Annotated in this window: 13 protein-coding genes and 1 pseudogene; 13 read left to right on the plus strand and 1 reads right to left on the minus strand. The window is 42.3% G+C overall.

The window, feature by feature from the left end; all coding sequences use genetic code 11:
• Nucleotides 1–63 precede the first annotated feature (63 nt).
• Nucleotides 64–1,836, minus strand: a complete 1,773-nt coding sequence (locus B0182_RS08710; RefSeq protein WP_078274558.1) for an acyl-CoA dehydrogenase C-terminal domain-containing protein — start codon at nt 1,834–1,836, stop codon at nt 64–66.
• Nucleotides 1,837–2,442: 606 nt separating this feature from the next.
• Here B0182_RS08710 and B0182_RS14335 point away from each other — a divergent pair.
• The 13 genes and pseudogenes from B0182_RS14335 to B0182_RS08775 all read left to right on the plus strand — a co-directional run bounded on the left by B0182_RS14335 (nt 2,443) and on the right by B0182_RS08775 (nt 20,273).
• The gene (locus tag B0182_RS14335; protein WP_158079669.1) at nt 2,443–2,664 is read left to right on the plus strand and encodes a hypothetical protein; all 222 of its coding nucleotides are present in this window, start codon (nt 2,443–2,445) and stop codon (nt 2,662–2,664) included.
• A gap of 40 nt (nt 2,665–2,704) precedes the next feature.
• The gene (locus B0182_RS08720; protein WP_078274560.1) at nt 2,705–4,003 is read left to right on the plus strand and encodes a transglycosylase SLT domain-containing protein; all 1,299 of its coding nucleotides are present in this window, start codon (nt 2,705–2,707) and stop codon (nt 4,001–4,003) included.
• 356 nt (nt 4,004–4,359) lie between these two features.
• The gene (locus B0182_RS08725) at nt 4,360–5,709 is read left to right on the plus strand and encodes a NarK family nitrate/nitrite MFS transporter (protein ID WP_078274561.1); all 1,350 of its coding nucleotides are present in this window, start codon (nt 4,360–4,362) and stop codon (nt 5,707–5,709) included.
• Nucleotides 5,710–6,055: 346 nt separating this feature from the next.
• The gene (locus tag B0182_RS08730) at nt 6,056–6,571 is read left to right on the plus strand and encodes a hypothetical protein (protein ID WP_143821696.1); all 516 of its coding nucleotides are present in this window, start codon (nt 6,056–6,058) and stop codon (nt 6,569–6,571) included.
• A gap of 90 nt (nt 6,572–6,661) precedes the next feature.
• A complete protein-coding gene (locus B0182_RS08735) occupies nt 6,662–7,084 on the plus strand; it encodes a hypothetical protein (protein WP_078274563.1) in 423 nt (140 codons plus the stop codon).
• A gap of 360 nt (nt 7,085–7,444) precedes the next feature.
• A pseudogene (locus B0182_RS08740) lies at nt 7,445–11,150 on the plus strand (nitrate reductase subunit alpha).
• 128 nt (nt 11,151–11,278) lie between these two features.
• The gene (narH, locus tag B0182_RS08745) at nt 11,279–12,817 is read left to right on the plus strand and encodes a nitrate reductase subunit beta (RefSeq protein ID WP_078274564.1); all 1,539 of its coding nucleotides are present in this window, start codon (nt 11,279–11,281) and stop codon (nt 12,815–12,817) included.
• 11 nt (nt 12,818–12,828) lie between these two features.
• Entirely contained in the window at nt 12,829–13,626 is a 798-nt protein-coding gene (gene narJ / locus B0182_RS08750; RefSeq protein ID WP_112742385.1) for a nitrate reductase molybdenum cofactor assembly chaperone, read from the plus strand.
• Nucleotides 13,623–14,348 (plus strand): respiratory nitrate reductase subunit gamma, encoded by a 726-nt coding sequence (gene narI / locus B0182_RS08755; RefSeq protein ID WP_078274566.1) that lies wholly within the window; start codon nt 13,623–13,625, stop codon nt 14,346–14,348. The genes narJ and narI overlap by 4 nt, the downstream gene beginning before the upstream one ends.
• A gap of 267 nt (nt 14,349–14,615) precedes the next feature.
• On the plus strand, nt 14,616–16,415 hold the full coding sequence (locus B0182_RS08760) for an IucA/IucC family protein (protein WP_078274567.1): 1,800 nt from the start codon (nt 14,616–14,618) through the stop codon (nt 16,413–16,415).
• A complete protein-coding gene (locus tag B0182_RS08765) occupies nt 16,408–17,688 on the plus strand; it encodes a lysine N(6)-hydroxylase/L-ornithine N(5)-oxygenase family protein (RefSeq protein ID WP_078274568.1) in 1,281 nt (426 codons plus the stop codon). Before B0182_RS08760 ends, B0182_RS08765 begins: the two co-directional genes overlap by 8 nt.
• 13 nt (nt 17,689–17,701) lie before the next feature.
• Complete coding sequence (locus B0182_RS08770) at nt 17,702–19,498, plus strand: IucA/IucC family protein (RefSeq protein WP_078274569.1); 1,797 nt, start codon at nt 17,702–17,704, stop codon at nt 19,496–19,498.
• 172 nt (nt 19,499–19,670) lie between these two features.
• Nucleotides 19,671–20,273 carry a GNAT family N-acetyltransferase gene (locus B0182_RS08775; protein WP_002233959.1) on the plus strand — a complete coding sequence of 201 codons (603 nt, stop codon included), beginning with the start codon at nt 19,671–19,673 and terminating at the stop codon, nt 20,271–20,273.
• Nucleotide 20,274 lies beyond the last annotated feature (1 nt).

A 20,274-nucleotide genomic window follows, 5' to 3' on the forward strand; every position in this document is an offset into this window, starting at 1 on the left:
ATGACAAAATAAAAATCGGGACATTCGCCCGATTTTTATATGGTGCAAATTTATCGCATAAATTTACCCAAAAAACCCTTCATCAAACGCCATGATGCTATCCGCCCCATTTTTTGCCATGACCGCATGGGCGTGCAGGCGTGGCAGGATACGAGCGGTAAAATAGTCAGCCAGACGGACTTTATCAGCATAAAAATCCCCATCCTTATCCGCACACGCCTTGACGGTCAGCACATACATATAGGCATAGCACAGATAGCCCACCGTGTGCAGATAATCCACTGCCGAGCCGTTAATGGCGTTGGGGTCGGCAGTTGCAACCTTGATAAGCTCGGCGGTCAAATCCGCCACCGTATCGCACGCTCTTAGGGTCTCATCCTTTAATGGGCTATCGGGCAGGGCATTAGCGGATGCTTTGATTTCATCAATAAACGCACTCATCGCCAGTCCGTTGTCCTTGACGACTTTTCGCCCGAGTAGGTCAAGGGCTTGAATGCCGTTCGTGCCTTCATAAATCTGGCTAATACGAGTATCACGCACGATTTGTTCCATGCCCCATTCACGGATATAGCCATGCCCGCCAAACACCTGCTGGCAGTCAATGGTGGCACCAAATGCCATGTCGGTCAAAAACGCCTTAGCAATCGGGGTGAATAGGGCAACCTTGGCGGAAGCGGTTTTTTTGGCATTATCATCGTCTGAGAATTTGGCGGTGTCAAGTTCACGAGCGACATACATGGCAAAGGTGCGAGAAGCCACGCTGTTTGTCTTGGCATTTAAAAGCATACGGCGGACGTCCGCATGATGAATGATGGGGTCGGCAGGTTTATCGGTATTTTTGACACCGCCATCGGCTCGCCCTTGTAAGCGGTCGTGGGCATAAGCACAGGCGTTTTGGTAGGCAAGCACGCTCGCCCCAAGCCCTTGTAGCCCCATGGTAACTCGCTCATAGTTCATCATGACAAACATACTTGCCAAGCCTGTATTCTCCGCCCCTACCATATAGCCTGTGGCGTTGTCAAAGTTCATCACGCAAGTGGCAGACGCTTTGATGCCCATTTTATGCTCAATGGAGCCTGCCGATACGCCATTACGCTCGCCCAAACTGCCGTCTGCATTGACCAAAAATTTTGGCACAATAAATAGTGATATGCCTTTTGAGCCTTTTGGGGCGTTGGGCGTTTTGGCAAGTACCAGATGAACGATGTTATCTGTCAGGTCATGCTCGCCTGCGGTGATAAAAATCTTAGTGCCTGTGATGGCATACGAGCCGTCAGCGTTGGGGACAGCTTTTGTCTTGATAATCCCCAAATCCGTCCCTGCGTGCGGTTCGGTCAAGCACATCGTCCCTGACCACTCGCCACTGTATAGCTTGGGCAAATATAGAGCCTTTTGTTCATCGCTACCGCTCGCCAGTAGGCACAATGTCGCCCCTACGGTGAGATTGGGATATAGGGCGAATGATTGGTTGGTGGCAAACAGCATCTCTTCGGTAAGCATACTCACCATTTTTGGCATGCCTTGTCCGCCATACTCAGGGTCGCCCCCAAGCCCTATCCAGCCAGCATCGGCATAGGCTCTAAATGCGTCCTTAAAGCCCTGTGGCGTGGCGACTTGTCCGTTTCCAAGATAACTTGCCCCTTCTTCATCGCCCAATTGGTTTAGGGGCAAAAGCGTGGATGTGGCGAATTTTGCCATTTCGTCCAAAATCATGTCCACCGTGTCGCTATCCACATGGGATAGGGCAGGCGTGTTTTGCCAAAAGGTTGGGGCGTCAAAAATGTCGTTTAACACAAAACGCATTTCATCAATGGGGGCGGTATAAGATAGGGTCATGGCGATGTCCTTGTGTCCGTTAAACATAGAAAGTGAAAAATTATGATAAAATTTAACCAAAAAATGGTCATTTGGCAAGGGCTGATTTAAACTGATGAGTCATTTATAAAGATGCTGATAAACACTTGAAAAACATAACAATAATCAAAAATCATTATCATTTAATGAATATGAACAATTGTTTTATAATTTTTAATTAAAATTCTAAAAAGCAAAACATGAATTTTTTGACTGTTTTATGATATAATCTGATGAAAAGCATTGATTTTTATTGAAATTTTAAAAATGACTTATTAGTTTATACATTAGTATTGCAATTTTCATTTTTAAAAAATTATCAAGAAACGATTTTACAATAATGATGGTTTTTGTGAATATTTGCTACTTTATGCTATTTATCTATAAATTAATACCGTCTATCGTCAGTTTACAATGTAATGATTGACCATTTAGCCAAATCGCCTATATTAAAACTAAGTTTTTTATTCTAACCTTAATTTACTTTTTGCTTAATCATGGCATATATGTCATTATCATCATATTGGCATTATTGATGGTTAAGCCACTGCGAAGAAACTGCCAAATTTTAGTTAAACCGTTTGGTTGTTGCGTGATGATGTCCCCTGTGATGATTGGCTAAACTTGTCATCATGGGTAAATCCAAGCCATGAGCTTGATGGCGATATCATCATGATTTATCTGTCTTATCCATTGATGTCAAGTAACCCTAAGCGTAATGGCTTAGAAGTGCTTGAAGACCCATCATGGATGACATGGATATCTAACACAGCAATCGCACCACATATTATTGCATTGTGTTATTTATGATGTAAATCGTGCGGTGTTTACGGTAAGATAGGAGAATATTATGCAAATCATTCGCACCAATAATCACCGATTTTATTATTCATTTTATGCCAATAACCCAGCAATATTAGACAATAATAACACCAATCCAAATTTTAAAGCGACAACATTTAAGCCATTTATCATTCAAAAATCCGCCCTATGCTTATCGGAGCTTAACGAACAAACCAAAAAAAGTCTTTTTGGTAAATTTGCCCAACGACTAAATACCCCAAACAAACCCGTGGCAACGCTTGCCAAATGGGTGCTGTGTCTTGGCACGGTGTCACTGCTTTCTTTGCCCGTCAAGGGTTTTTTGACGCCAAGCATGGATTCTACGCCATCATCTGCCATGTCTGCATTAGATGGCGTAAAACAAAAGGGTGAGATTGTCATCGCCACGACCAAGGGTGACAGCACGGTGTTCAACCATGGCGACATTCAGCATGGTTTTGGTCATGACATTGCCGACCGCTATGCCGATAGACTTGGCGTTAGCCTAAATCTTAAAGTCTATGACACTGAGCAAGAAGCTCTAAATGCCTTTAAAGCAGGCGATGTCGATGGACTGCTTGGTGAGAGTTACGAAGGCATGGCAAGCGTGCCATTGGCGTGTAATGATGACACAGCAAAAAAAGTCTCAGGGTATGGTCTTAATGCCAATATGTCGCTCATGTTTCATACCAAGGATAACAGTCTGGTACAGCATGCCAAAAATTTTTTATGCAGTCCTGATGAGCTGGCAATCACAGGCTCTACGGCACGTTTTTATGATCAAACGTTGTTGGCAAATGAGTACAGTGATAAGCATTTTAAAAGAGCGTTAAAACAGCGTTTACCGTTGTATGAAAATGCCTTTAAACGTGGGGCAAAAGCTCATAACCACGACTGGCAAGTTCTGGCGGTCATCAGCTATCAAGAATCGCACCTTGACCCTAATGCCATCTCACGCACAGGTGTTGAGGGGCTCATGATGCTAACCCAAGACACCGCCAAAGCAATGGGCGTAAAAAACCGTACCGATGCTGTCCAAAGTATCCAAGGCGGTGCCAAATACCTAGAAGTGCTAGAAAAGCTCTATACAGATGTACCAGATTCGGAGCGTTTGTGGTTCGTGCTGGCGTCTTATAACATGGGACCTAATGCCGTCAAACGCATTCAGAGTGAGCTAAACGCCAAAGGGCGAGATGGTAATAGTTGGGCAGAGGTTTATGGTTATCTGGCTCGCAATGCCAGTAAAAATGGGCGATATGTACAGTGCATGCACTATGTATCAAACATTCGTGCGTATCTTGAAAGCATCAAAACCATGCAAGTTTGATTGATGGTAAAGATGCCATTTGGTGATATTAGGGCGTCCCTACCATTTACGCCCTAATTATTAGAAAATTATTTTTTTAGATTGCAGGAGTGAATTGCAATCTGCCTTTGATAAATCAATTGCTTGTATAAGTTGAAAATAGGGCTAAAAAGCCTGATAAAAGGTGTTTTGAGTGTGTCTAACACGATCAGCATACGCCCTAGACAGCCCAAGTGGCTGTCATTTTTATGCCCATGTCCCAACCTACCCCTAAAGTAGCATCCGCCCCCTACCTTATTCATCATTAGGATAAGCGAAAAGTTGCCCAATTCCCCTTAAAATAACCCCAAATCTTAAAATTTCCCTAAGGGGGCAACATGAGTGCAAAAAATGAACTAAAAGGCGGGGGCGTGATTCACGACTGGCGACCCGAAGATGATGAGTTTTGGGAAAATGGCGGTAAACAGACCGCCAGTCGCAACCTATGGATTTCTATTCCTGCTCTACTGCTAGGCTTTGCGGTGTGGGTGATTTGGTCGGTGGTGGTCGTGCGTATGCCTGACGCTGGCTTTAATTTTACCAAAGACCAGCTGTTTTGGCTTACTGCCTTACCTGCCTTATCAGGGGCGACTTTGCGGATTTTTTATTCGTTTATGGTGCCTGTGTTTGGCGGTCGGCGGTGGACGGCTCTATCCACGGCAAGTCTGCTGATTCCCATGCTGTGGATGGGCTTTGCTCTACAAAACCCCAATACGCCATTTAGCGTCTTTGTCATCATCGCCCTGCTTTGTGGATTGGGTGGGGGCAACTTTTCGTCTAGCATGTCCAACATCTCGTTTTTTTATCCCAAATCCAAGCAAGGCACGGCTTTGGGGCTAAATGCAGGGCTTGGCAATCTAGGCGTATCTACCGTGCAGTTTGTCGTGCCTGCGGTCATCGGCTTGTCAATCATCGGCACAGGCGTTACGCTTGACAACGGCAAGAGCCTATATCTACACAACGCCGCCTTTGTGTGGGTGCCGTTTATCGCACTTATGGCGATACTGGCGTGGTTTTTTATGAATGACTTATCGTCCGCCAAAGCGTCTTTTAAAGACCAGTCTGTCATTTTCAAACGCTATCACAACTGGGTCATGTGTATCCTATATCTTGGCACGTTTGGCTCGTTCATCGGCTTTTCGGCGGCGTTCCCCATGCTTATCAAGCAGTCTTTTGCTGATGTTGATCCGCTAAGAGTCGCTTTTCTTGGACCTTTGGTTGGGGCGATGTTTCGTCCTGTTGGGGGTTGGCTCGCTGACAAGATGGGCGGAGCTAGGGTTACGTTTTTTAACTTCATTGTTATGGCGGCAGCGACCATTGGCGTGATTGTCTTTTTGCCAAAAAATGGCACAGGCGGTAGTTTTGCAGGGTATTTTGCGTGCTTTATGGTGCTGTTTATTACCACAGGTATCGGCAATGGCTCAACGTTTCGTATGATTCCTGTCATCTTTCGCACCCTACACGAACGCAAAAACTCGCCCGACCTTGTCAATGTCGCCAGAAAAGAATCGGCGGCGGTGGTCGGCTTTACAGGGGCGTTCGCGGCTTATGGTGGGTTTTTTATTCCCAAGATGTTCGGCTGGTTTGGGGCGAACAGCACGCTTATCATGCTTATCGTCTTTTATGTGATTTGCCTTGTGATTACATGGTGGTATTATAGCCGTAAAGGGGCCCAATATCCGTGCTAAGGCTGACCAAAAAAACGCTACTTTTTAAGTGGCGTTTTTTGTTATTTTTTTGTTGTAATGGGTGGGGGTTTGATAATCTTACTAACTTTGATAATAAAAGGTGCGTATTACGTACCTTACGTCCTTTCTTAAACCCCACCACAATAAACCAACCACACACTCTGCAATAAATGGGATAATTCAAAACAATGTGGGACAAGTTAAGATAGACCAAATTGCAAGAGCGTTACACTGGGTGCAACAAGTTGGGTGGGGTGTAATTTTGAGTTTTGAGAAAAGACAGGTAAAAATGCCTGTCTTTTTTATTGCCTTATTTTAACACATAAACTGGCGGGTGGGTTTTTAGGTGCCAGATGTCAGGGCGGATAGGGCAACCTCCATTAACCGTCTATCGCCATCGCTTTGTAATTGCCCGTCAGGGGAAATGGGTAAAAATGGGCGGGCTGGTAGCGTTACTGATTTGACTTTTACAAAGCCATTTGGTGTAGCGAAAACAAGATGTGAGTGGTTTTTGGGGGGGCTTATCCTTGAATGCTTGGATTTTGAAAAGCTACTACAAAAATACCAAGACACCCCAAATTGCTTGCTTCTGCTTGACCCACCTTATCTATGCACTGCACAAGGGGCTTATGCCAAGCACGGCTATTTTGGTATGACAAAGTTTTTAAGGCTTATGCAGTTTGTGCGTCCACCTTTTATCTTTTTTAGCTCCACCAAAAGCGAGTTGATGGATTATATGGCTTATGTAGAACAGTACGAGCCACCCACTTGGCAAAGGGTTGGGGGCTTTAAGCGGATTGTTGTCAATGCTCGCATTAACGCACAAATTGGCTATGAGGATAATATTTTGGTTAAGTTTTAAAAAGTGAAAATTCATTGCAAAAAGACTGGACTACGCTCTATGAGTACGGCAGTATGTGCCCTATAAATTAACAAGTTAAAGGTAAATGCGATGTTGGACATTCAAGCGGTTTCAAATTTTGTCCAAGAGTATGGTGTGGTAGATTTTGGGTCAGAACTAGACGATGGCAATGCTTTATGGTTTCGTGGCTCTGATGACCATTTTATCCTAATCGCTCTAAGCGATGACAAAGAGGTTGTAATGAGTGTTTGGGATAATGAAGAGTGTGGCGAGCTGATTGATGAGTTTGGGATTGGCAACATTGATGAGCTTGGTGCTTACCTAGACAAATATGCTCTAACAAACAAGACAGCCACTGACACTACAATGATTGACATCTATGTCAAACTTATCAAAGAGAAGCTGGCGGAAAACAACATCAGCTTAAACTTTGAAGAGTGCAACCAAGCTGAGAGACTCATCATCAGGCACATTGAAGGTGAACTTGCCAAGATTGTGGAGTTTTTAAGATAATCCAAATCTAAAAATAAAAATACCCCAAGCTGTGAAGTTTGGGGTATTTTTTATGGGAATTGGTCAAAATGAAATTGTTTTGCACCTAGTGAAAGGAAATCAAAAAGGGATTTATTGCAAAAATGGACGAGATTTTTCGCGGCGGGCATCACTTTCTAACAACAAACAGAACATAACAACCTCGCACCCGCCTAAAATTGACAGTTATCATCAAAAAACCCAACCCCACGCCACACCTACCCCCTTAGTATTATCCCCCTAGCCGTCAAGTTAATACCTTAATTTGGCGGTTTTCTTTATAGTGAGCTCATCAATTTAGCCAAAAACTTTTTAAGTTTAGCCAACCCATAAGGGGGATTTATGAGCCATTTATTAGACCAATTTCGTTTTTTTAAGAGAAAAACGGGCGAATACGCTGACGGACACGGCGAGATTCGTGATGAAAACCGTGATTGGGAGAACAGCTATCGCAGTCGTTGGCAGTTTGACAAAATCGTCCGCTCAACTCATGGCGTGAACTGTACAGGCTCATGCTCATGGAAAATCTATGTCAAAAACGGACTGGTAACGTGGGAGACTCAGCAAACCGACTACCCACGCACACGCCCAGACCTGCCCAACCACGAACCCCGTGGCTGTCCCCGTGGTGCGTCTTATAGTTGGTATATGTACTCTGCCAACCGTGTCAAATACCCCAAAGTGCGTAAACCCTTGCTAAAACTTTGGCGTGAAGCCAAGGCAGCCCATAAAAACCCTGTGGACGCATGGGCAAGTATCGTAACTGACCCAACCAAGACCGAGCAGTACAAATCCAAGCGTGGCATGGGGGGCTTTGTCCGCTCGTCATGGAATGAAGTGGTGGAAATCATCGCTGCTGCCAACATCTATACCGCCAAAACCTTTGGTCCTGACCGCATCATTGGTTTCTCGCCCATTCCTGCCATGAGTATGATTAGCTATGCCGCTGGCTCTCGCTATTTGTCGCTTATCGGTGGGGTGTGTTTGTCGTTTTATGATTGGTATTGCGATTTGCCACCTGCATCTCCGATGACGTGGGGTGAGCAGACAGACGTGCCAGAAGCTGCCGACTGGTACAACTCTGACTACATCATCGCATGGGGGTCAAACGTACCGCAGACCCGTACCCCTGACGCTCACTTTTTTACCGAAGTGCGTTATAAAGGCACAAAAACTGTCGCCATCACCCCTGACTATGCCGAGATTGCCAAGCTGTGCGACCTATGGCTAAACCCAAAACAAGGCACAGACGCCGCTCTTGCTCAGGCGTTTTGTCATGTGATTATCAAAGAATTTTATCTAAAAAATCCAAGTGCCTACTTTACCGATTATGCCAAACGCTACACCGATTTGCCCATGCTTGTCATGGTCGAAGGCGAAGGGCAATCGGCACGAGCAGGGCGGTTCCTGCGTGCGTCTGACTTGGTGGACAACCTAGGTCAAGACAACAACCCCGAATGGAAAACCATCGCCATCAATAATAATGGCGAGCTGGTGTCGCCTTATGGGGCGATTGGCTACCGTTGGGGCGAGAGCGGTCGTTGGAACTTGGAGAGTAAAGAAGGTAGAAACAACACAGACGTGGATTTGGCTTTGACCCTAAAAGGCTCAGGCGAGGCGGCAACAGTTGGCATGGACTACTTTGGCGGTGATGAACACCCTTACTTTACCGCCGCCGAAGGGGACAATATCCAGTACAAAAATGTGCCTTGCAAAACGCTTACACTAGCCAATGACAAAACAGTCAAAGTGGTAACAGTCTTTGATTTAATGCTTGCCAATCTTGGCGTGGACAATGGCGTGGGCGGTCAGCACGTAACTGATGATTATAATGATGAAACCGTGGCAGGCACGCCTGCTTGGCAAGAGAAAATCACAGGCGTAAGCCGTGAAAAAGTCATTCAAATCGCTCGTGAATTTGCCGACAATGCCGACAAGACTCATGGCAAATCGATGGTCATCATCGGGGCAGGCATGAACCACTGGTATCACATGGACATGAACTACCGTGGCGTTATCAATATGCTTATGCTGTGTGGCTGTATCGGTCAGTCAGGGGGCGGTTGGGCTCATTATGTCGGTCAAGAAAAACTAAGACCGCAGACAGGCTGGGCTCCTGTTGCCTTTGCCTTAGACTGGCACAGACCGCCACGCCACATGAATGGCACGAGCTTCTTTTATAACCATAGCTCACAATGGCGACACGAAAAAGTCTCGGCTCATGAGATTTTATCGCCACACGCTGACAAATCAGAGTTTCCTGAGCATATGCTCGACTACAACGTGCGTGCCGAACGTGCAGGCTGGCTACCGTCTGCCCCACAGCTTAACATGAACCCCTTGGAGCTTGGTCGTCTTGCCAAGTCATCAGGGCAGGACATTGAGAGCTATGTCGTGGACAATCTGGCAAATGGCAACGTTCGTTTTGCTGCTGAGTCGCCTGACAATCCTGCCAACTTCCCAAGAAACCTATTCATCTGGCGGTCAAACCTGCTTGGCTCATCGGGTAAGGGGCATGAATATATGCTTCACTACCTACTAGGCACCAAGCACGGTATCCTAGGCGAAGAGACCATTCATGATGGCATTCGCCCAACTGAGATTGACTTTGAGCCAAATGGGGCAACGGGCAAACTTGACCTTGTTACCACGCTTGATTTTAGAATGTCGTCCACCTGTCTGTACTCAGACATCGTGCTACCGACTGCCACATGGTACGAAAAAGACGACTTAAACACGTCCGATATGCACCCCTTTATCCACCCATTGACCGCTGCCACCGACCCTGCGTGGGAGTCCAAGACGGACTGGGAGATTTATAAGCTTATCGCCCAAAAATTCTCCGAGCTGTCAGTCGGTCATCTTGGTGTGGAAACAGACATCGTAACCTTGCCCATGCAACACGACTCAGAGGGCGAGCTGGCTCAGCCCTTTGGTGGAACCGACTGGAAAACCCAAGGCGTACGCCCAGTACCTGGTAAGAACTGCCCACACATCAAAGTTGTGGAGCGTGATTATCCGTCCACTTATGCCAAATTTACATCGCTTGGCACGCTCATGGATGAGCTCGGCAACGGCTCCAAAGGTATCACATGGGACACCAAGGAAGAAGTCAAACTACTTGGCGAGCTAAACTACACCGTTACCGAAGACAACGTAGCTCATGCTCGCCCCTGAGACCAACGGACACGTGGCGGTCAAGGCATGGGCGGACTTGTCAAGCAATACAGGAAGAGACCACACGCACCTTGCCAAATCGTCTGAGCATGAAAAAATCCGTTTCCGTGACATTGTCGCTCAGCCCCGTAAGATTATCTCATCCCCAACTTGGTCAGGACTAGAATCCGAAAAAGTCAGCTACAATGCAGGCTACACCAACGTGCATGAGTTCATCCCTTGGCGTACCATCACAGGTCGTCAGCAGTTCTACCAAGATCACCCTTGGATGCAGGCGTTTGGCGAGCAGTTGCAACAGTATCGCCCACCGATTGACACAAGAACGACAGACGAGCTAAAACGCTATAAGTCAAACGGCAACAAAGAGATTGTACTAAACTTCTTAACGCCACACCAAAAATGGGGCATCCACAGTACTTACTCTGAGAACCTGCTCATGCTAACGCTGTCCCGTGGTGGTCCTATCGTGTGGATGAGTGAGATTGATGCCAAAAAAGCAGGTATCGAAGACAACGACTGGATTGAAGTCTTTAACCACAACGGCACCATCACCGCCCGTGCGGTCGTCTCTCAGCGTGTCAAAGAAGGCATGACAATGATGTATCACGCCCAAGAAAAGCTTGTGAACATCCCTGGTTCTGAAAACTCAGGCACCCGTGGTGGTATTCATAACTCAGTAACTCGGGCAATTCTAAAACCTACGCACATGATTGGCGGTTATGCCCAGCAAGCGTACGGCTTTAACTACTATGGTACGGTCGGCTGTAACCGTGATGAGTTCGTGGTGGTGCGTAAGATGGCGAACATCGATTGGCTAGAGGGCAAGCCTGATGACAGACTGCCACGTCCACTGCCTACTACTTTGGACTGATAAACCGCCCTGTTTATCCCTTTTGGTAGGATAGCAAGCCTTTGACAAAAGGGATAAACTAAACCAAATTTTGACCTACCGATGTTCTTTTAAATTAATTAAAAAGAACTAGGCATAAGGGGAATCCTATGAAAATTCGCTCACAAGTTGGCATGGTGTTAAACCTTGATAAATGTATCGGTTGCCACACCTGCTCTGTTACCTGCAAAAACGTTTGGACAAGCCGTGAAGGCATGGAATACGCATGGTTTAACAATGTAGAGTCCAAGCCTGGTATCGGCTACCCCAAAGAGTGGGAAAACCAAGAAAAATGGAAGGGGGGTTGGATTCGTAATGCCAACGGCTCCATCAATCCAAAGATTGGCGGTAAATTCCGTGTGCTTGCCAATATCTTTGCCAACCCTGATTTGCCAACGCTTGACGACTATTATGAGCCGTTTGACTTTGACTATCAGCACCTGCACACCGCCCCATTAGGCGACCATCAGCCGATTGCACGCCCACGCTCGCTCATCACAGGCAAGCGTATCCAAAAAATCGAATGGGGACCAAACTGGGAAGAAATCCTAGGCTCTGAATTTGCCAAACGCCGTGCCGATAAGAACTTTGACCAAGTCCAAGCCGACATTTATGGTGAGTACGAAAACACCTTTATGATGTACTTACCACGCTTGTGCGAGCATTGCTTAAACGCAACGTGTGTGGCGTCGTGTCCATCGGGAGCGATTTATAAGCGTGAAGAAGATGGCATTGTGCTTATCGACCAAGACAAATGCCGTGGCTGGCGTATGTGTATCTCGGGCTGTCCTTATAAGAAGATTTATTATAACTGGAAATCAGGCAAATCCGAAAAATGTATTTTCTGCTATCCACGCATTGAGTCAGGTCAGCCAACCATCTGTTCTGAGACGTGTGTGGGGCGTATTCGCTATCTTGGCGTGCTTTTGTATGATGCCGACAAAATCAAAGAAGCCGCCAGCACCCCGAACGAAAAAGATTTGTACAAAGCCCAGCTTGATGTGTTCTTAGACCCCAATGACCCTGCCGTCATTGAGCAAGCTCTAAAAGACGGCGTGCCGATGAGTGTGATTGAGTCCGCCCAAAAATCGCCTGTCTATAAACTGGCGATGGACTGGCAACTTGCCCTGCCTTTACACCCAGAATATCGCACCTTGCCAATGGTATGGTATGTGCCACCGCTATCGCCAATCCAAAATGCCGCCGAAGCGGGCAAAGTAGGCATGGACGGACTTATCCCTGATGTGGACAGCCTACGTATCCCTGTCAAATACCTTGCCAATATGCTGACCGCTGGCGATGAAGCACCTGTCAAACTTGCCCTAAAACGCCTGCTTGCCATGCGTTCTTATAAGCGTATGCAACTTGTCGATAAGGTTGAAAGCCAAGCGGTGCTTGATGACGTGGGCTTGACCAAACACCAAGTTGAAGAGATGTACCGCTATTTGGCAATCGCCAACTACGAAGACCGCTTTGTCATTCCGACCGCTCACCGTGAAGAAGCGTTGTCTGATGCCTTTGCCGACAAAAACGGCTGTGGCTTTAGCTTTGGTAATGGCTGTACAGGCGGTAATGACGTCAGTATGTTCGGTCAGCGTAAGTCCAATCGCCGTGAGATGATTGAGACCGTGCAGACGTGGGATAACTGATGGGGGCTAGTATGAATCATCTTGATTTTAAATTATTAAAAGTGATAAGCCTGCTGATGGATTATCCGTCTGATGAGCTGTTTGCCGATGATACACTAGATGCGTGTAAAGACATCGTAGCAACATCAAAGTTCATCAGCCCCGAGGTTCGCCAAGAGATTAACGCCTTTGTTGACGAGTTATCAAGCAAAGGCTCGATTGAAGCTCAGTCGGTGTATGACAGTCTGTTTGAGCGTGGGCGTTCGTTGTCGCTTTGGCTGTTTGAACACGTGCATGGCGAGAGCCGAGACCGTGGGCAAGCGATGGTGGATTTGATGGGACAGTACGAAGAGGCGGGCTTTGCCATTGATGTCAAAGAGTTGCCCGACTATTTGCCCATGTATTTAGAATTTTTGTCTTATAAGGCAAGCTTTGCAGATGATGTTGAGATTCGCATGGACATTGCCGATGTTAGCCACATCATCGCTCTACTGGGGGCGAGACTGGTGGACAAGGGCAGTAGCTATGCTGGGCTGTTTAAGGCGTTATTGCAAATTGCAGGCAAGCCTTTGACCGTCATTGATGAAGAGCTTGCCAAGATGGGCAAAGACAAGGTGGATGATACGACTTTTGATGCCATTGACAAAGAATGGGAAGAAGAAGCCGTGGACTTTTTGGCAGCAAAGCAAGAAGAACGCTGTCCGTCAAGCCAAACCGACATTCGCATTGCCGAGACCTTGGCAAGACAAGCCCAAAACGAGAGCGAAATCCCTGTGCATTGGGTGGATTTTAAAACCAATAAAACTGTTAACGAAGGAGTGTCGTCATGATAGCAAAAGCAACAGCAATCACAGCAGTAACCCCCGAAAACTGGATACATATATTTTTGTACGGCATTTACCCTTACATCGCCTTGACAGTATGTATTTTGGGCTGCTGGGCAAGATTTGACCTATCGCAGTATACATGGCGTGCAGGGTCAAGCCAAATGCTAAACGATAAAGGCATGAGACTTGGCAGTAACCTATTTCACATCGGTATCATTGTGGTACTGCTTGGGCATTTCTTTGGTATGCTAACCCCGCACTTTGTCTATGAACGCTTTATCTCGGCGGCGGACAAACAGCTTGTGGCAGTCATTGTCGGTGGTATTGCAGGCGTGATGTGCCTTGTGGGACTACTGATTCTTATGTGGCGACGTTTTACCGACCCACGTGTGAGCCATACATCCACGTTTAGCGATAAGATGCTACTTGTCATCATTTTGGTGCAATTGTTGATGGGTCTTGCGACCATTTGGCACTATCCTGACCATAAAGACGGTGCGTTAATGCTGTCATTGGCAGGCTGGGCACAGGATTTGGCGATATTGCGTCCGATGAGTGCTGCCGCTCGTGTGGTGGATGCAGGGCTGATTTATAAGCTACACATGTTCTTAGGAACCACGCTTATTCTGCTTGTGCCGTTTACTCGTCTGATTCACATCATCTCAGCACCGATTTGGTATTTGGGCAGACGTTATCAGATTGTCCGTCAAAAGACATCGCAGTAAGCACTTGTTTAAAAAACCATTTTTTCGGTTTTGCCACAAACATCGCCCTAGTATTTGTGGTTTTTTTATTTTATAATTTATTGATTTTTATAATAATTTAAAAAATTAATTCTAAAACTGTGCGATATTCATAAGTCTAATATAGAGTGTTTAGACCGAATTTGGAGAGACTTAACGGTGAAATTAACATGAAATTTGATAAAATATATTGACAATAATAATAATTATTATTATAATTATCAATTATAGTACGAGGAGCTTTGTTTTATGTCTAACAAACAAAGAGATATTGAGCGATTATCAATACAAAATCTTATAAACGCCTACTGTATTGAAACCAGTCGCTTTAAAATTTTACAATCAAGCGAGCAAAGCGACATTTGTCGAGGATGTTGTGAGGGGCACTCTGCCCTGTCTTTGTTTTTAGAACCCTTAAAAGTCCGCATAGTTGTTCCATTGCTATTTGTCAGTGTGCTAGGACATCATCAAATTTTTGATAAAATATATATTGAACAAGCTGATGGTTTTGTAGAGACTAACTCTTTAATGCTGGCAAATTTATTGTTACAAGATATGCTATATTGGCATTCAGATAAAGAAAGTATAAACATCAACAGTGTGTTGTCAAGATGGATGGATAGTTCAGAAAAATTGCAGATAATTCTTGATAGTCGACAACAAAAAATTGACAGCATATTTAAAAGAAAAAAACTTAATTTTGTTGATACGGAGCAAGCTCTATTCTGTGGGCATACCATGCATCCTACTCCGAAAAACAGAATTGGTTTTGATAATGTGCAATGGAAAAATTTTTCACCAGAAACTAATGGTTGCTTTAAGTTGCATTATTGGTTGGTTGAATCAAGTATTTACGTTGAAGAGTCAGAGAGTGGTCTGATATTAGAAAGGATAAAAAGTGATATTTTAAATGAAATTAAAATTCAAAAAGAATATGAATCAGAAGGTTATAATAACTTTAGGTTGATTATACTACATCCTTGGCAGGCGAAATATTTACAACAAAAAGATATTTATAAAAAATTATTAACAGAAGAAAAATTAATAGATTTAGGTCAAATGGGAGATGATTATTATGCCACCACATCAGTTCGTACGGTTGTAAACTTAAATAGGGAGTGGATGTTTAAATTATCTTTATCTGTTGCAATCACAAATTCAGTACGCATAAATTTACCGAAAGAAGGTCGTAGAGGTTTGTTGGCTAATAAAATTTGGCACAGTCAGTTTGGAGAAAATATAAAAAATTCATACCCAATGTTTGATGTTGTTAATGATCCTGCTTGGAATGGGGTAATTGTAGATGGAAAAATTATAAATGAAACCATTTGCATTATTAGAAATAATCCTTTTAATGAAGAAGGTAACATTACAAATTTGGCAACGTTATGTCAAGATCATCCATTCCAAAAGAAAAATCGCCTATATCACATTATCAAAAATATTAGAGGTAGTCAAAAAGAATTTGGTGTCTGTTTAAGAGAAATTAGTCAAAAATGGTTTGAAGAATTTTTGAAAATTTCACTAATTCCCATGATTGATATGTATCATAATTATGGTATGGTTTTTGAGGCTCATCAACAGAATTGTCTCATAGAAATAAGAGATAATTTCCCTTATAAATTTTGGGTAAGAGATAATCAAAGCTTTGGATATGTTACTGATTATGCAGATGAATTGATAGATGAGTATACAGATCTTATTGCTAGAGCAAAGTGTGTTGTTTCTATTGATTTTGCTAATAGTCGATTTATATATTATTTTATTGGAAATACGGTTTTTTCGCTAATTAGCAGTATTGCAAAAACTGGATTTTCAACAGAAGAAAATCTTCTCAATATACTACGGGAGTATATTGAGAATCTGTTGAAAAAGTATCCAAATAGTAAGCTACTAAATACTCTGTTGTTTAGTAATCAATTACCCTACAAAGGAAATTTGTTGACTCGCTTACACGATTTGGATGAACTGGTTGCACCAGTAGAGACCCAATCTATTTATGTAAAGATAAAGAATCCTATAAAGCACAAAGAGGTAAACCATGTTTGATATCATAGGTATTGGTATAGGGCCATTTAACTTAAGCTTGGCAAGTTTGCTAAACCATAAAGATTGTCATTTAAAAACAGTATTTTTCGATAAAAAAGAAAAATTCATATGGCATCAAGGAATGTTAATGCCTGATACCACACTACAAGTTCCGTTTTTAGCTGATTTGGTAACAATGGTAGACCCAACAAACAAGTACAGTTTTCTTAATTACTTGCAAGAAAAACAAAGGTTGTTTCAATTTTACTTTAAAGAGTCTTTTTTCCTACCAAGAATTGAGTATAATAGCTATTGCCAATGGGTATGCAGTCAATTAGAAAATTTAAATTTTGGCTGTTTAGTAAAACAGATTCTTCCTATTAATAAAGGATTTAATGTTATTGTTGAATGTAATGGGAAAATTAAAAATTATGAGTGTAAAAATTTAGTTATTGGCATAGGAACTTCTCCAAATATTCCCGATTGTACAAAAAATATTGTGAAAAATTTAGAAAATCAGTGCTTCCATTCATCGGATTTTATGAAAAATTTTGATGAATTTTTAAAGAAGAAAAAATCCGATATTATCTTGGTTGGTTCTGGACAATCAGCTGGCGAGATTTTTTATAAATTAATTCAAAATGATTTTAATAATATTCATTGGGTTACTGATGATGAGGGATTTTTTCCCATGGAGTATACGCCATTAGCTTTAGAGCATTTTAGCCCAGACTATATGGATTTTTTTTACAGCCTATCAGAAGAAGCAAGAAAAAATTTATTGAAAAAACAAGATTTTTTATATAAAGGAATTAATTCAAACTTACTAAAAAATATTTACAGCATGCTTTATCAAAAAATAATTTTGAATAATGAAAAATCAATAAAATTAAATTCAAATTTAAAACTAATACAAACTTGTCAGAATCAAGGCAAGATTTGTTGTGATTTTGTACATAATTATACAAATACTTCGTCAAAAATAAGTGCTGATTATGTTATTTTGGCTACTGGATATCAGCAAGCGTCACTGGATTTTATGTCAGAATTAGATCCTTGTATCAAAAAACAACCTTGTGGTAGTTATGATATTGATCGAAATTATGAGGTAAATTACCAACACCCTAATGGTATGGGGAGGATTTTTGTGCAGAATATGGGACTTTGTACTCATGGAGTTGGGACGCCAGATTTAGGATTGAGCGCTCATCGCTCAGCAACCATAATCAATCGGATTTTGGATAAAGAGTTTTATAAGCTAAGTAGAAACAATATTTTATCAAATTTTTCATAGATGAGGTTTTGCAATGAATACATCCAATGCTTATCATTTAAATATAGAGTTGTCGCAATTAAAAAGCGCTGGCCAGTCTTTGATGAAGATTGCTATATCTGAGCTGCTTTACGAAGAAATTATTAGACCAACAAAAGTGGAATATTTGCCAGAAAACAAGCAAAGAATGTTATTTGTTTTTGATAAAATTAATTTGGAAGTAATTATCAAACCAAAGAAATTTGGTGGCTTTATCGTCTACTCTATTAATGACAAAAAAACAGGTGATTCTTTTTATAATCTAACTGATTTTTTTGTTGAGTTGTGTGAAAGTCTGAATATGGATAATGGCACAAAAGCTTATATGGTAAAGGAAATTAATCATACTTGGTTGGCGGAGGCTCATTTATACACAAAGCATAGCTTAACAAGTGAAGCGTTATCAAATCTTAGTGGGTCAGTTGTTGACTCGGCTTTACGTGGACATCCTTGGATTGTTATGGGGAAAGGTCGCCTCGGTTTTGGCTATGAAGATTATAAACAGTATGTTCCAGAGGTTGCTATTGCAAGAAAACTTCCTTGGTTTGCTGTTCACAAAAGTCTTGCGGTACTCTCATTAATTCAAGGGCTGACTTGTGATTGCATTTATAAAAAGACGTTGGGGGAAGGTCAGTATAAATCTTTTAAAAACATTTTGATGAATAAAGGATTGGACAGTCAAGAATATTTATTTTTACCAATACATCCTTGGCAATGGTCAAATTGGATTAGCTTAAATTATGCACTTGAAATCTCTGAACAAAAATTACTGTTTTTAGAAATGTCTAAGCATGAGTATTTACCTTTACAGTCTATTCGAACTTTTTCAGATATGACTGATAAAACAGCATATCACATTAAACTACCACTTAGTATTTTAAATACAGCAGTATATCGTGGCTTGCCAAACAAGCGTAATTTTTTTGCTCCGCAAATCAGTGAATGGCTGTTGAGAATACTTAAAAACGACCAACAATTGCAAGAAACCGGTGTTGTTCTATTGGGAGAGTTAGCAACAGTTACTGTAAAACAGCCCGCCTTTGATAAATTAAGCTCTCCACCTTATCAATTTACGGAATTACTGGGTTGTTTGTGGCGAGATAGTGTTGAAAATTACATCACTGATAATCAAAAAGTGATCTCTCAAGCTGCACTTATTCATAAAGATAGACATGATGATTTTTTGTTGCCACATTTAATCCATCGGTCGGGTCTTACGGTTGTTGAGTGGCTAAAAAAATTCTTTAAAGTTTGTGTAACACCATTATTGTATTGGTTGTATCGTTATGGAATTGTATTTTCGCCACATGGAGAAAATAGTCTATTGATACATGAGAATGGCATACCGATAAAAATGGTTTTAAAGGATTTTGTGGATGATATTAATTTAGTTGATGACACTTTTTTTGAACAAGAGCCTAAACCAAAAGAGGTGGGTATTTTATTAAAACACTCCCCAAAAGATTTGAGTCATTTTATTTTCACTGGGCTTTTTGTTGTGCATTATCGCTATATTTTTGATGTATTACATCAATATTATAATATATCTGAATTTGAATTTTGGAATGAGTTATCAAAGATTGTTGATGAATTTCACCATCAACATCCAGAGCTAAATGAGAGGATTGCTTTATTTGATTTAAAAAGACCAAAATTTGAAAAGGTGTGTCTAAATCGTGTTCGCTTTTTTACAAGAGGTTATCAAGATAACGCCAACCGTCCAGAACCCGTGGTTTGCGAACCAATTTGCAATCCAATATCACCACAGTTTCTAAGGTGTGTTGAACATTGATAACATTATTTGTAAAAACGATGAAAATTTTAACGCTTTTATTGGTTTTTGCATGAAAAACGTGCGATTTTTCNNCAAATACCAATATTCAACACACCCTAATGAGAGAATAGAAATGCTAGAAATCTATACCGATTCTTTTAATCAAGATCAATGCAGTAAAATCAATCGATTGCCAACTTTATCTCAGGGGCTGCCAAACAACTACATTTACAGAGAAAATGGGGTTGAATTTGGGTTGGTGCAAATACGCTACCCTGAACATATTGAATTGTTGCATCGTTGGATGAATATGCCCCATGTTATCCCTCAATGGCAACTCAATAAATCATTGTCTGAGCTGTCTGTTTATTTTGAAAAAATGTTGGCTGATGATCACCAGCGTTTGTATTTGGTTAGTATTAATGGCGAATGGGTTGGTTACGCCGAAGTTTATGAAGGGGCAAGGGATAGACTATCAGGGTATTATACGGCTGACAAAAATGATTTGGGTTGGCATTTGTTACTAGCAGAGGCACAGGCTGTTGGCAAAGGGTACTTGCGTGCCATTATGCGTCTACTAAGCTTTTTTATTTTTGAACATTCACCTGCTAAAAAAATTGTGGGTGAACCTGATGCAAGTGTAAAACCCTATGAGGTAGTCGCTCAAGAATTAAACTATATGCCCCAATATCAAATTGTAATGCCTGAAAAAACTGCAATGTTATATTTTTGTGACAAAGAAGGGTTTTATTGTAAGTTTGCCCATTATTTAAATGCCAGCATTAAAGAGTGAT

The organism is Moraxella bovis (assembly GCF_002014975.1).
GTDB classification, from domain to species: Bacteria; Pseudomonadota; Gammaproteobacteria; order Pseudomonadales; family Moraxellaceae; genus Moraxella; species Moraxella bovis.

Excerpts from the sequence above, each read along its gene's own strand:
- B0182_RS08765 (WP_078274568.1), top strand. The coding sequence starts at position 16,408 with ATGTTTGATATCATAGGTATTGGTATAGGGCCATTTAACTTAAGCTTG.
- B0182_RS08725 (WP_078274561.1), top strand. The coding sequence starts at position 4,360 with ATGAGTGCAAAAAATGAACTAAAAGGCGGGGGCGTGATTCACGACTGG.
- B0182_RS08770 (WP_078274569.1), top strand. The coding sequence starts at position 17,702 with ATGAATACATCCAATGCTTATCATTTAAATATAGAGTTGTCGCAATTA.
- B0182_RS08720 (WP_078274560.1), top strand. The coding sequence starts at position 2,705 with ATGCAAATCATTCGCACCAATAATCACCGATTTTATTATTCATTTTAT.
- narJ (WP_112742385.1), top strand. The coding sequence starts at position 12,829 with ATGAATCATCTTGATTTTAAATTATTAAAAGTGATAAGCCTGCTGATG.
- narI (WP_078274566.1), top strand. The coding sequence starts at position 13,623 with ATGATAGCAAAAGCAACAGCAATCACAGCAGTAACCCCCGAAAACTGG.
- B0182_RS08760 (WP_078274567.1), top strand. The coding sequence starts at position 14,616 with ATGTCTAACAAACAAAGAGATATTGAGCGATTATCAATACAAAATCTT.
- B0182_RS08710 (WP_078274558.1), bottom strand. The coding sequence starts at position 1,836 with ATGACCCTATCTTATACCGCCCCCATTGATGAAATGCGTTTTGTGTTA.
- B0182_RS08735 (WP_078274563.1), top strand. The coding sequence starts at position 6,662 with ATGTTGGACATTCAAGCGGTTTCAAATTTTGTCCAAGAGTATGGTGTG.
- narH (WP_078274564.1), top strand. The coding sequence starts at position 11,279 with ATGAAAATTCGCTCACAAGTTGGCATGGTGTTAAACCTTGATAAATGT.